Below are 12,854 nucleotides of genomic sequence, written 5' to 3' on the forward strand. Positions count from 1 at the left end.
CTTGTCCAGTGGTCGGGCGAAAAAAGATTAAAAATCGACTAAAATGATGGGCTTTTAGAACCCGGCCTTCTTCCGCAGGGAAGAAGGCGGGAGCGCCTAAGCCAACGTGCGCTCGACGATGTCGCGCAGATCCGCCGATAGGTTTTCGGCATTGGCGATCGAAACCAGCACTTCCCGAGCCTGGGCTTGCCTGCCCGGTTCGAGCGAGCGCCATGACCTGAGCGCCGTCGCCAGCCTTGCCGCCACTTGCGGATTGCGCTTTTCAACCTCGAGCACCGTTCGTGCGAAGAAGCGGTAGCCTTCGCCGTCGGCGCGGTGAAAGCCGGTCTGGTTGGCGCTGGAGAATGTGCCGATCAACGAGCGCACCCGGTTCGGATTGCCCATCGAGAAGCCGGCATGAGCGGTCAGGGCGCGAACCGTCTCCACCGCCTGCGGCCCAGGCACGCTGGCCTGGATCTGGAACCATTTGTCCATCACCAGCGGGTCGGACGCATATTTCTGTTCGAAAGCCGCCAGCGCCTTGCTTGCCTCCGGCGATCCTTGGTGGCGATGCGCAAGCACGGCCAATGCGGCCGCCCGGTCGGTCATGTTGCTCGCGGACTGGAAATGGCCGGCCGCCAACGCCGCTCCACCTGGCAGCAGCGAGAGATAATCCAGCAGAATGTTGCGCAAGGCACGCCGTCCGGCACTCGCCGCGTCGGGGCTGAAAGCGCTCTTGTCGGCAAGGCTGTCGTAGAGGCCGGAAAATGCCTCGCCATTGGCCATGCCGATCGCCAGCGCAAGCGCCTGTCGGGCCGCATGGATGGCGTCGGGATCGATGTTCTTGCCGATGTCGCGGGCGATGTCGGCGTCTCCAGGCAGCGCCAGGGCCAGGGCCCGATAGGCTGGCTCCAGCGTCTCGTCGCTGGCGATGCTGCCGGCAAGCTCGGTCAGCCGTGGGGCGAAGTCCGGCTGTTTGCCGCCAAGGATCTGGCGGAAGGCAGCGATCAGAGCATCGGTCAACAGCGTGTTGAAGGCCTGCCAGCGCGAGAAGGCGTCGCTGTCATGGCGGGCGAGGAAGTACTGGTCGGCCGCCTTCTGCTCGGCCGACAGCGTCACCGGCGCCGAAAAGCCACGGTTGAGCGACACCGCCGGGCGCTCGGCCACGCCCGAGAAACGCACCACATGGCGACGCTTGCGGACATGGATGACGCCGTCCTCGACGCTCGCGCCCTCGACGCCGCTATACGCGACAGGTTTGCCGCCGGCGCCGATCAGGCCGAAGGCGAGCGGGATATGCATCAGCCGCTTGCGGCTTTCGGAGGGCGTCGGCGGCACCGACTGCTCGATCTCGAGCGTGAATTCCTGTGCGGCCGGATTGTGCGTCGAACTCACCGTCAGGTTGGGTGTGCCCGCCTGATGATACCATAGCGCGAATTGCGACAGGTCGCGGCCGGACGCGTCCTCGAACACCTTTATGAAATCCTCGATGGTCGCGGCCTCGCCGTCGTGGCGTTCGAAATAGAGGTCCATGCCGGCGCGAAAGACCTCGGCCCCGAGAATGGTGCGGATCATGCGCACCACTTCGGAGCCTTTCTCGTATACCGTCGCCGTATAGAAATTGTTGATCTCGCGGTAGCGGCGCGGCCGCACGGGATGCGCCAGCGGGCCCTGGTCCTCGGGAAACTGGTGGGCCCGCAGCGTGCGCACCTCGGCGATGCGCTTGACAGCGCGCGAGCGCTGGTCGGCGGAGAACTCATGATCGCGGAAGACCGTCAGCCCTTCCTTCAGGCAAAGCTGGAACCAGTCGCGGCAAGTGATTCTGTTGCCTGTCCAATTGTGGAAATATTCATGCGCGATGATCGCCTCGATATTGGCGAAATCGGCGTCCGTCGCCGTCTCCTGGTCCGCCAGCACGTATTTGTCGTTGAAGATGTTGAGACCCTTATTCTCCATCGCGCCCATGTTGAAGTCCGACACGGCGACGATGTTGAAGACGTCGAGGTCGTACTCGCGGCCAAACGCCTCCTCGTCCCATTGCATCGACCGCTTCAGCGCGTCCATGGCGTAGCCGGCGAGCGCCTCCTTGCCGGGCTCGACATAGATGCCGAGCTCGACCTTGCGGCCGGACATGGTGACGAAATTGTCGGCGACCTGGCCGAGATTGCCGGCCACCAGCGCGAACAAATAGGATGGTTTGGGGAAGGGGTCGTGCCATGTGGCGTAGTGCCAGCCTTCGGCGAGATCGCCGCTCTCGACCGGATTGCCGTTCGACAGGAGCAGCGGCGCTTCGTCGCGTCGCGCATCGATGCGCACCGTGTAGACCGACAGGATATCGGGGCGGTCGAGGAAATAGGTGATGCGGCGAAAACCCTCCGCCTCGCATTGCGTGCAGTACACGTTGTTCGAGCGGTAAAGGCCCATCAAGGCCTCGTTGCCGGCTGGGGCCAGTTCGGTTTCGATCAGCAGCTGGAAACGAGGTGCCGCCGGCGGTTTGAGCAGGGTCAGTTGGTCGGGGCTCGCCAGCAGATCCGCCGGTCTCACCACCTTGCCGTCGACTTCGACGCGTTTGAGCGTCAACCCATCGCCGTCGAGCACCAGCGGAGCCGACGCGGATATGTCCTCGCGGCGTTCGACGGTCAGTATCGCGGTGACGACCGTTGCCTGCGGCGAAAGACGGAATTCAAGGCTGGTTTTCGGAATGAGGTAGTCGCTGGGGCGATAGTCCTCGAGTTTGAAGACCTGGCCTGTATCGGTGCGCATTCCCTGGCTTTTCCTGTCTTTTCCGGGACCGGACATGATCTGACCGGTCCAAAAATTCGAAGTCCGCGCTCTTTACACGAAACACTCCCTCGACAAAACTGCGGCAGGGCCTAATTCAGGTCATCCTTTCCTTGTCGCGAGGCAGTCATGACGGCCGTCACACCGAAATTCGGGATGGGCGCTTTCGTTCGGCGCGCCGACAATTTCCCGTTCTGCCATTTCGAGAACCGTAGCGTGCCCTCGACCACGGGCAGAGACGCATTGCCAAAGTGACATCAGGAGCGGGGGCGCAACCAGAGACGACGGGCGGCCACGGCACCCTGAGAGGCATCGTGCTGAAGATCGTCTCCGTGGCGGTTTTTGTCGGCATGCAAACCTGTATCAAGGCGGCAGGCGATGTGCCTGCCGGGCAGATCGTCTTCTTTCGTTCCTTCTTCGCCATCTTCCCGATCATTGTCTTCCTGACGTTGAAGGGACATCTGGCCACGGCATTTGTGACGAAACGCCCCTTCAACCACGTCGCGCGTGGCGTCGTCGGCGTCGGTGCCATGGGGCTCGGCTTTTTCGCGCTCACCAGGCTGCCTCTTCCCGAGGCGATCACCCTGAACTATGCACAGCCGCTGCTGGTCGTGGTGTTCTCCTCGGTCTTCCTTGGCGAGACGATCCGCGTCTATCGCTGGAGCGCTGTCGCGATCGGCCTCATTGGCGTGCTCGTCATTTCCTGGCCGGAGCTGACGCTGCTCAATTCGGATGAAGGTCTCGACGACCAGGAGGTCCTGGGCGTCATGGCCGCGCTGGCGGCCGCGGCAATCTCCGCTGTCGCCATGCTGTTGGTGCGCAATCTCGTGCAGACGGAGAAGACGGCGACCATCGTGCTATGGTTCTCGTCGACGGCGAGCGTGCTCTCGCTGTTGACGCTGCCCTTCGGCTGGCAGTCGCTGACGCCAATACAAGCCACGTTGCTCATCCTCGCCGGCTTTTGTGGCGGGCTCGGCCAGATTTTGATGACCGCGGCCTACCGTCATGCCGAAGCCTCGGTCGTGGCGCCTTTCGAATACACCTCGATGATCCTGGGCGTCGTCGTCGGCTACTTCGTTTTCGGCGACGTGACCTCGCCCGGCACGCTGGTCGGTGGCGTGATCGTGGTCGCCGCCGGCATCTTCATCATCTGGCGCGAACGGCAGCTGGGTCTGGAGCGGACGCGCACCCGCAAAGCTGCGCTGCCGCAAGGGTGATCAGGACCGTTCCTTCGCCAAGCGTACCAGCATCGCCCGTGTCTGCTCATCGGCCGGGAAAAAGGATTCGATCGCCAGTTCCGAAAGGGTGACATCCAGTGGCGTGCCAAACACGGTGATGGTGCTGATGAAGGAAAGCACCGTGTCGCCATGGGCAAGCCGCAGCGGATGCACGATCGCATTCGGCTCGACTGGCGCCGGCCGGCTGCTCTGCAGGCCAGAGGGGTAGCCGCGAAGCTCTTGCTCCAATGCCACCAGCACCGGGTCACCGGCGGCATCGTTCTGATGTTTCAGCCGTTCGAGCAGGTGGGTGCGCCATTCCTGGAGGTTCACGATCCGTGGCGCGACACCACCTGGGTGCAGGCTGAGCCGCAGCACATTGACGGGTGGCTGGAGCAGAGAGGGCTCGGAAACATCGGCCAGGAATGGCCCGATCGCCGTGTTCGCCGCAACCAGGTTCCAGTGCCGGTCCACCGCCAATGCCGGAAACGGCTCATGCCCCTTGAGCACCATCTCGACCGCCGCCATTGCCGGTGCCAGCGTCGTATCGGTGAGCGGCCGTTCGCTGAAGCTCGGCGCGAAGCCCGCGGCCAGCAGCAATTGATTGCGCTGCCGCAGCGGGATCGCAAGCTGCTCGGCCAGATGCAGCACCATGTCGCGCGAGGGCGCGGCACGCCCGCTTTCGACGAAGGAGAGATGCCGTTGCGAGATCTCGGCCTCCATGGCGAGGTCGAGCTGGCTCATGCGACGTCGCGTGCGCCATTCGCGGATCAGGCTACCGGCGGAGGTTTGGGGCGTTGTCATGCAGGACGACTAGGCTGACGCTGAATGTATTTCAATTACCTGCAAGGTCATCGTTAGCTCACTTCCCGCAGCTTCGCCTTCACTTCGAGAAAATCCCGCCATGCGAGCTTCTTGTGCGCGGGGGTGCGCAAGAGATAGGCCGGGTGCAGTGTCGGCATGGCTGGAATGGCAATGCCGGAACCCGTTGTGTGCACGCGCCAGTTGCCGCGCAGCCGCAGGATTCCTTCCGAGGTGTTGAGCAGGGTCTTGGCCGACGGGCCGCCGAGATTGATCAGCACCTTGGGATTGACCAGCTCGATCTGACGCTCGATGAACGGCCGGCAGATCTCGGTCTCGTGCGGCGTCGGCGTGCGGTTGCCGGGTGGGCGCCAGGGAATGACGTTGGCGATGTAGACCGAGCTACGGTCGAGGCCGATCGCAGCCAGCATCCGGTCGAGCAGGCGGCCCGAGCGGCCGACGAAGGGCAGTCCTTCAATGTCCTCGTCACGGCCTGGGGCTTCACCGACCAGCATGACAGCCGCTTGCGGGTTGCCGTCGGCGAATACCAGGTTCTTGGCGGTCGCCTTGAGATTGCAGCCCTCGAAAGCGGCCATGTGCTGGCGTAATTCGTCCAGCGACATTGCCGCGGTCGCCAGCTGGCGCGCCAGCGCCGCCTGCGCTTCGTCGGGCACGGCCGAGGTCGGCGGGCGCGGGGCCGGAGCATCCGGCACGGCGCGCCCATCGAGGCGCGGCGGAGCCGTGGGCGGCTCCGGTGCCTTGCTTTCGCGCGGCGCCGCCGGCGTGCGCTCCGCCGGCTTCGGCACGGCCTCCGCGAACCGATTGACCGGCGCATCCTCCAAAGCCTCGTCAACACCCGCGCTGGCATAGAAGGCGAGCAGATCGGCCAAATCGACCGGATTGTTGGGAGAGGCGGCAGTCATGGCCGCACCATCGTCCGGGCGGGATCAATTTGCAACCTCGGCGAGGTCGATGGCGGCAGCCAATCCCGCCTGCCAAGGTGAGGTCGCGGTCTAGCCAGTGGGTATGCGTGGATCCTGAACCAAATAGAAGGTCCATCGCGGCGTGTAGTCGGTCATCAGGAATTCGAAGCTGGCGGTCTTCAGCGGGTCCACCTTGCCGTTTTTGAACAGCAGCCGGTCATAGGGCTCGAAATCGCGGTCGAAATCGGCGAAATTGCTCGACCAGATATTGTCGGGCGTCTTGTTGCGCTGGTCGAACGAAAGCCCGTCTCCGAACACGCTTGGCTGGTCCAGTATTTCCTGAAGCTCGAACTGGAACTCGATCCAGGCCTGGCCGCTGTTGTTGAGCGCGTCGATGCGCATATACATGATGCCATTGGCGAACTCGCCTGCTCTGCCGAATGCCTGGATCGGCTTTGTGGTACGGATGGTCAGCGTCACGGGTGTCGCCGAATTCAGCTCTTCGGTGATGATCAGCGGATCGTCCTTGGTTCCGATGCCGGAGGCTCCGGTGATGCGGAAACCGCCAAGCTCGTCGGAGAACGAGTACGCGCCTGTCGCCCAGACCTTCACTTCATCCGCGACGGCATGACCCGGGCTCGACGCCAGAAGGGCCAAAATAAGCGCCCGGCAGGCCCGGCCGGGCGTTGATGGAAAGCGCGTCGAAGAGAAGCCGCCTGGCCCGGGAATGCGCATGGCGGGAAGTATGGCCGATAAGCAAGCCGTCGAACAATAGAAAACGCAAGCCTGGCGGGTCGCGCCGCGCGGAAATGGCCTCTCTGCCGCGCAAAGCGCGACTTTTTGGCCAAATCGGCATTGTCACGTATGCGCCGGTTTCCTGTCGCCAATTGATGCGCTATGCAGCGCAGGAGCCAGCAAGATACGCCAACGGCGGCAAGCCAGTGCGGAGGGGTTGATGAGCGATATCGAACGCGAAAGCATGGAATTCGACGTGGTCATCGTCGGTGCCGGACCGGCCGGCCTTGCCGCGGCCATCCGCCTCAAGCAGGTCAATCCCGAGCTCTCCGTCGTCGTGCTGGAAAAGGGCGGCGAAGTCGGCGCCCACATCCTGTCGGGGGCCGTCGTCGATCCGATCGGCATCGACCGGTTGCTGCCTGGCTGGCGCGAGGAGGATGGTCATCCCTTCAAGACGCCGGTCACTGCGGACCATTTCCTGGTGCTCGGCCCCGCCGGTTCGTTCCGCCTGCCCAACATCTTCATGCCGCCGCTGATGAACAACCACGGCAACTATATCGTCTCGCTCGGCAACGTCTGCCGCTGGCTGGCTGGCAAGGCCGAGGCGCTCGGCGTCGAGATCTACCCAGGCTTTGCCGCGGCCGGCCTGCTCTACAATGAAGAAGGTGCCGTCACCGGCGTCGTCACCGGAGACATGGGCGTCGAGAAGGACGGCACGCATGGTCCGGGCTTCGCGCCGGGCATGGCGCTGATGGGCAAATATGTGCTGATCGGCGAAGGCGCGCGCGGTTCGCTGGCCAAGCAGTTGATCGCTAGATATAAACTCTCCGACGGCCGCGAGCCCGGCAAATACGGCATCGGCCTCAAGGAACTCTGGCACGTCAAGCCGGAGAACCATCGGCCGGGTCTGGTGCAGCATTCCTTCGGCTGGCCGCTGGACATGAAGACTGGCGGCGGTTCGTTCCTCTATCATCTGGAGGATAATCAGGTGGCGGTCGGCTTCGTCCTCCACCTCAATTACAAGAATCCCTATCTGTCGCCTTTCGAGGAATTCCAGCGCTTCAAGACCCATCCGGCGATCGCGGGCACGTTCGACGGCGCCAAGCGCCTGGGCTACGGCGCGCGCGCCATAACCGAGGGCGGCTGGCAGTCGGTGCCGAAATTGTCGTTCCCGGGCGGTGCGCTGATGGGGTGCGCGGCGGGCTTCGTCAACGTGCCGCGCATCAAGGGCTCCCACAATGCGGTGCTGTCGGGGATGCTGGCGGCCGAGCATGTCGCCGAGGCGATCGGCGCGGGCCGTGCCAATGACGAGCTTTCCGCCTATGAGGATGCCTGGCGGGCGACCGACATCGGCAAGGACCTGAAGAAGGTGCGCAATGTCAAGCCGCTGTGGTCGCGCTTCGGCACCATCATTGGCGTCAGCCTCGGCGGCCTCGACATGTGGCTGAACACGCTGTTCGGCGTCTCGCCCTTCGGCACGCTGAAGCACGGCAAGGCCGACTATGCCACGCTCGAGCCTGCCGCCCAGCACAAGAAGATCGTCTATCCGAAGCCGGATGGCGTGCTGACCTTCGACCGTCTGTCCTCGGTGTTCCTATCCAACACCAATCACGAGGAAAACGAGCCGGTCCATCTGCTGGTCGGCGACATGGACCTGCAGAAACGCTCGGAACATGATGTCTTTGCCGGACCTTCCACACGCTATTGCCCGGCCGGCGTCTACGAATGGGTCGACAAGGACGGCAACGCCGCCGCCGACCCGCAGGCGAAGGATGTGCGCTTCGTCATCAACGCGCAGAACTGCGTCCACTGCAAGACCTGCGACATCAAGGACCCGAACCAGAACATCAACTGGGTGCCCCCGCAAGGCGGTGAAGGACCGGTCTACCAGGGCATGTGACCCCTGCGCCGCCGCGCCGTCCAGGGCGCGGCAGCAAAATTGCAGCGCAGTTCTGGCTGCGAGAGCATGCAGCGCAGCAGAACCGTTGAAACTATCACCGGCTTATGGTTCCCTTCTCCGGGGACAAGGAGAAGGCCGATGCGCCGGACAGTTCTGACATGCCTCGCCGTCATCGGGACACTGTGCGCGCCTGAGGCCTTTGCCGGCACCAGGGCAATCGTCCAGACGCGGACCTACGACATCACGGGAAACTCGGGTACGGCCTTCATCGACGCGATGGACAGCAAGGGGCCTAAGCATGGCTTCATGACGCATGCCATCGCCACAACCGCCTATACGGTCGACTGGGATCTCGGCGGAGGCCAGGACAACGGCGTCTGCCGGCTGCGGCGGGTCAACGGCACGCTCAATCTGTTCTACACCTTCCCTCGCGTTGGCTCGCCCATGGCGCCGACGTTGAAGAGGCGTTGGAACAGGTTTTTCGCGGGTGTTCGCGCCCATGAGGAAACACATGGGCGCATCGCCAGGGAGATGATGCGCGTGACAGAAAGGTCGATAACTGGCCTGCGGGTCGCCAACGACCCGTCATGCGACAAGGCGCGCCGCGAGGCTCGGCTTCGCATCAAGGCCGTTTATGCAGAATATGAGGCGAGGCAAAACGCCTTCGATCGGCGTGAGCATCGCGATGGCGGCCATGTCGAACACCTGATCGCTGCCTTGATCGGGAAACCTTGAACGAGCAATCCGTTCGCCATCTCAACGCTTCGCCGCGGCGCGGGTGCTCCACTCGTTGACGCGTCAGCCGTGCGGCTCAGCAGGCAAATCGTGCGCCGCGAGCGCAGTGGCGTGCCCATCCTCAGGCTGCTTCTCATCGGACCGGACCAAGAATTCGACCAGCAGCGGCAGGTGGTCGGAGCCGGTATCTTCCAGCCGCCTCGAAGACAGGATCGTCACGCCGCCTTTGCTGAACACCTGGTCGATCGGCAGGCCTGCATAGCGGCGCAGGAAGTCCGGCAGTGTCCGGTGGATCCAGGTCGGGCCGGCGGAAGGCATGAGTGTCAGCCCGCCGAGAGCCGCGACCCGCCGCACCGCGGCACTCCACGGCACGGCGTTGCAATCGCCCGCCATGATCGCGGTCTCGCCGAGCGCGGCCAGTGGCTGCGCCAGTTCGCCGATCTGCCAGTATTGCTCCTTCGGCCAGGGCCAGCTCAAATGAATCGCGGCGACATCGACATCGGTGCCGCCGAAGTCGACCGTGGCGATAGCCATCGCGCCGCGCGGCTCGCAGCGCGGCGCGGCGTCGGCGGCAAAGGGCCGGCGCGACAGCAGCGCCACGCCGAACATGCCGTTTGGGTAGGGGCAGAGGATTCGGTAGGGGTAGGCGCTGGCGATGTAGCCAAGCTCGGTCGTCCACATCTGCGACACCTCGTCGAGCGTGATCACGTCCGGATTGGTGCGGCCGATCAGTGAGAGCACTTTCTTAGGTGTTGGGTTGTTGAAGCGCAGATTCATCTGCAGCAGGCTGTAGACGATCTGGCCGGTCGGCTTGGCGGCCGCCTGTTGTGGCCACCATTTGGGCAGCGCACCCGTCGTTGTGGCCAGGCAGGAAATGGCAAAAAGCAGCCCAGCCGCGGCTTGCAGCCGAAACGAGCTGGCGAGCAGCGGCAGCGCCAGAAGTGCCATCAGCACGCTGAGATGAATGCGGAAATGCGAGAAGGAATCGAACGCCGGGTGCAGTGCGCCGAAAAATCCGGCCAACAAAGCGGCCGACAATGCCGTCATCGCCAGGAATGCCAGCCCAGCCGTCATGTTCAAGCGCGCGCCTGTTGCCATTGAGGTCGTGTCTGCGAGGTTGTATCCGCTGAATGCCGCCTGTCGGTCCGTTCGATTTGCTTATCGGCCAAATTGCGGCCTGAGCAAGACGACGAATTGCCTCGCCGAGGCTTCGCGGTCGCCTACTGGAATGCCGTTTCCGAAAAGCTCCGGAGCTTGCGCGAATGCAGCCGCTCCATCGGCATCTCCGCCAGCTTCTCCATCGCCCTGATACCGATAGTCAGGTGCTGCGCCACCTGCCGCTTGTAGAACTCGGTCGCCATCCCAGGCAGCTTCAACTCGCCATGCAGCGGCTTGTCGGAAACGCACAGCAGCGTGCCGTAGGGGACGCGGAAGCGGAAGCCATTGGCGGCGATGGTCGCCGATTCCATGTCGAGCGCAATGGCGCGCGACTGCGACAGCCGCTGCACCGGTCCGCGCTGGTCGCGCAGTTCCCAGTTGCGGTTGTCGATGGTGGCGACGGTGCCGGTACGCATGATGCGCTTCAAATCATAGCCCGACAGGCCGGTGACCTCGGCGACGGCTTCCTGCAGCGCGACCTGGATCTCGGCCAACGGCGGGATCGGCACCCAGACCGGAAGATCGTCGTCCAGCACGTGGTCCTCGCGCACATAGGCATGCGCGAGCACATAGTCGCCGAGCGCCTGGGTGTTGCGCAGCCCGGCGCAGTGACCAAGCATCACCCAGGCATGTGGCCGAAGCACCGCGACATGGTCGGTGATGGTCTTGGCGTTGGAAGGACCCACGCCGATATTGACCATGGTGATGCCGCCATGGTTCGGCTTCTTCAGATGGTAGGCCGGCATCTGCGGCAGGCGCTGTGGCGCTACGCCTTCGCTGGGCGCGCTCTGCCCGGCCCGGGTGATAACGTTGCCAGGTTCGACAAATTCCGTGTAGCCGTCACCGCCCTTTTCCATCAGGTCGCGGGCGCGGGCGACGAACTCGTCGATATAGAATTGATAGTTGGTGAACAGCACGAAGTTCTGGAAATGCTGCGGGCTGGTTGCGGTGTAGTGCGTCATGCGGTGCAGCGAATAGTCGATGCGCTGCGCCGTGAACGGCGCCAGCGGCCGGGGCTCGCCGAAGGCCACTTCGAACGTGCCATTGGCGATCTGATCGTCGGTGCCGTCGAGATCCGGCACGTCGAACAGGTCGCGGATCGGCCGCTTGATGCGTTCGGCAGCGGCGCCGTCGACATAGGTGCCTTCCAGGAAAGCGAAATGCAGCGGGATCGGCGTGGTCGATTCCGAGACGGTTACCGACACGCCGTGATTGCGCATGATCAGCCGAAGCTGCTCGATGAGGTAGGTCTCGAACAGGTCCGGCTGGGTAACCGTGGTGGCGAAATGCCCTGGTGTTGGCATGTGGCCATAGGCCTGGCGCGAGTCGACCTGGGTGAACGAACTCGTGGTGACGCCGATCTCGGGGTAGAAGGCCCGGTAGCGCTTGCTGCTGTCGCCGCCGGCGGCTAGGGCCGCGAAGGAATCGCGCAGAAACTTGGTATTGCGGTCGTAGAGCACCTGCAGCGCGGCAACGGCCTTTTCGGCGTTATCGAAGCTTTGCCGGCCAAAGGGCTCGGGCATGACGACAGATTCGATGGCTTGGGGATAGATTCGCTTTTCCATGGCTCAATATAGAGACTTGGACGGGCGGTTGGGAGGGGGCTCGCCGCCGAAGGCGCTCAAAGCGCGCTTTTTTCTTCAACCCCGCTGCAGGCTGACCAGCAGCACGAACCCGACGCCGGACTTTCTGAGCGCCGGCGCCTCGATCGTCGAGCCGCTATCGGCGCGCATCATCGGCACCGCCAGGACCGGAGCGGCCAGAAGTATCAGGATGAGCGCCGCCCGCGGCAGGAGCCGGAGGGTCTTGGAGAGGTTGGCGGCGATGCGGTTCATGATCTCTGGGCTTTTCTTTTCGAGGTCCGGTTCTCTGTTTCAGTGACGAAAATCGGTCGGGCAGGCGAGGTGGCACATTCTGGCGGCGTCGTCCCAGGAGCGCGAACGGCCCGCTTCGGCGACGAGGATGGCGAAGAGCATTCCAAACAGGCTCATCAGCAGGCAGACGATGGTGAAGCGGCGAGCAAGCATTGGGTCCGTGTCTCCTTCAACACGCATGAGAATGCCCTGACGCCTCTGAACCGGCTCTGATGCCGGCGTTCATCTGCCGTTCAAATTGATTGAAGGGATGTTGACTGGGTTGCGGCAACCAGAATGCCGACCGAGCGCTGCCTGCTCGTCGACAGAACGGAAACGGGGCCCGCCAGGCCCCGTTTAGAGATCACACGGAAATGGTCGCTTAGAGTTTATGCCAGGTCTGGCTCTTGCAGATCAGTCCGCCGAGCACGCAACCGCTCATCTTGAGCGAGGCGCCCGACAAGGTTGCCTTGCCCGAATAGGTCTTGTCATTTGCCGGATCGGTGATGTTGCCGGTGTATTTGTTGTCGCCGGCCGCCTTGAGCGAGCCGATGGTCTTGCCGGCATATTTGCCTGATTTGAGCGTGATGGAGAACGAGCTGCTGCCTGAAATGGCAGCGGTGTCGCCGGCTTGCGTTTTCCAGTTGCCCTCGATCGGATCGGCCCACGCCGCGCCGCTCAGGATCAAAGTGGCCGCCAGGGCCAGGCTCACTTTTCGAGACATGTCTTCCTCCCTTTGGATAGCCGGCCGAATGCTCCGCCTCGCCGGTCT

At 63.5% G+C, this 12,854-nt stretch carries 12 protein-coding genes; 3 read left to right on the top strand and 9 right to left on the bottom strand.

Annotated elements, in window-relative coordinates:
- Nucleotides 1-96: 96 nt before the first annotated feature.
- Nucleotides 97-2,742, bottom strand: a complete 2,646-nt coding sequence (gene pepN, locus FJ943_RS27860) for an aminopeptidase N (protein ID WP_140726702.1) — start codon at nt 2,740-2,742, stop codon at nt 97-99.
- 269 nt (nt 2,743-3,011) lie between these two features.
- Between pepN and FJ943_RS27865 the strand changes: the two genes are divergently transcribed.
- The gene (locus FJ943_RS27865) at nt 3,012-3,977 is read left to right on the top strand and encodes a DMT family transporter (protein ID WP_140618532.1); all 966 of its coding nucleotides are present in this window, start codon (nt 3,012-3,014) and stop codon (nt 3,975-3,977) included.
- Here the strand turns inward: FJ943_RS27865 and FJ943_RS27870 are convergent, their stop codons facing one another.
- The 3 genes from FJ943_RS27870 to FJ943_RS27880 form a co-directional block, all read right to left on the bottom strand.
- Nucleotides 3,978-4,781 (bottom strand): helix-turn-helix transcriptional regulator, encoded by an 804-nt coding sequence (locus FJ943_RS27870; protein WP_015318612.1) that lies wholly within the window; start codon nt 4,779-4,781, stop codon nt 3,978-3,980. It abuts the gene before it with no gap.
- Nucleotides 4,782-4,834: 53 nt separating this feature from the next.
- The gene (locus tag FJ943_RS27875) at nt 4,835-5,701 is read right to left on the bottom strand and encodes a uracil-DNA glycosylase (protein ID WP_140618530.1); all 867 of its coding nucleotides are present in this window, start codon (nt 5,699-5,701) and stop codon (nt 4,835-4,837) included.
- Between the two features lie 90 nt (nt 5,702-5,791).
- Nucleotides 5,792-6,436 (bottom strand): hypothetical protein, encoded by a 645-nt coding sequence (locus FJ943_RS27880; RefSeq protein ID WP_140726705.1) that lies wholly within the window; start codon nt 6,434-6,436, stop codon nt 5,792-5,794.
- Between the two features lie 220 nt (nt 6,437-6,656).
- On the opposite strand from FJ943_RS27880, the gene FJ943_RS27885 reads away from it, so the two are divergent.
- Both FJ943_RS27885 and FJ943_RS27890 read left to right on the top strand, forming a co-directional pair.
- Nucleotides 6,657-8,336 carry an electron transfer flavoprotein-ubiquinone oxidoreductase gene (locus tag FJ943_RS27885; RefSeq protein ID WP_140726708.1) on the top strand — a complete coding sequence of 560 codons (1,680 nt, stop codon included), beginning with the start codon at nt 6,657-6,659 and terminating at the stop codon, nt 8,334-8,336.
- A 138-nt stretch (nt 8,337-8,474) separates the two neighbouring features.
- Nucleotides 8,475-9,071, top strand: a complete 597-nt coding sequence (locus FJ943_RS27890; protein ID WP_015318608.1) for a DUF922 domain-containing protein — start codon at nt 8,475-8,477, stop codon at nt 9,069-9,071.
- A gap of 63 nt (nt 9,072-9,134) precedes the next feature.
- Here the strand turns inward: FJ943_RS27890 and FJ943_RS27895 are convergent, their stop codons facing one another.
- The 5 genes from FJ943_RS27895 to FJ943_RS27910 form a co-directional block, all read right to left on the bottom strand.
- Nucleotides 9,135-10,145: an endonuclease/exonuclease/phosphatase family protein gene (locus tag FJ943_RS27895; RefSeq protein ID WP_181174662.1), complete on the bottom strand. Its 1,011-nt coding sequence runs from the start codon at nt 10,143-10,145 to the stop codon at nt 9,135-9,137.
- Between the two features lie 146 nt (nt 10,146-10,291).
- Complete coding sequence (locus FJ943_RS27900) at nt 10,292-11,752, bottom strand: AMP nucleosidase (protein ID WP_224584541.1); 1,461 nt, start codon at nt 11,750-11,752, stop codon at nt 10,292-10,294.
- Nucleotides 11,753-11,869: 117 nt separating this feature from the next.
- Entirely contained in the window at nt 11,870-12,064 is a 195-nt protein-coding gene (locus FJ943_RS27905) for a hypothetical protein (RefSeq protein ID WP_015318605.1), read from the bottom strand.
- A 39-nt stretch (nt 12,065-12,103) separates the two neighbouring features.
- Entirely contained in the window at nt 12,104-12,256 is a 153-nt protein-coding gene (locus tag FJ943_RS29790; RefSeq protein WP_181174659.1) for a hypothetical protein, read from the bottom strand.
- Between the two features lie 208 nt (nt 12,257-12,464).
- Nucleotides 12,465-12,806, bottom strand: coding sequence for a DUF2147 domain-containing protein (locus FJ943_RS27910; protein ID WP_140618524.1), 342 nt, complete (start codon nt 12,804-12,806; stop codon nt 12,465-12,467).
- Nucleotides 12,807-12,854: the final 48 nt, after the last annotated feature.

It is taken from the genome of Mesorhizobium sp. B2-3-10 (assembly GCF_006442275.1).
GTDB classification, from domain to species: domain Bacteria; phylum Pseudomonadota; class Alphaproteobacteria; order Rhizobiales; family Rhizobiaceae; genus Mesorhizobium; species Mesorhizobium australicum.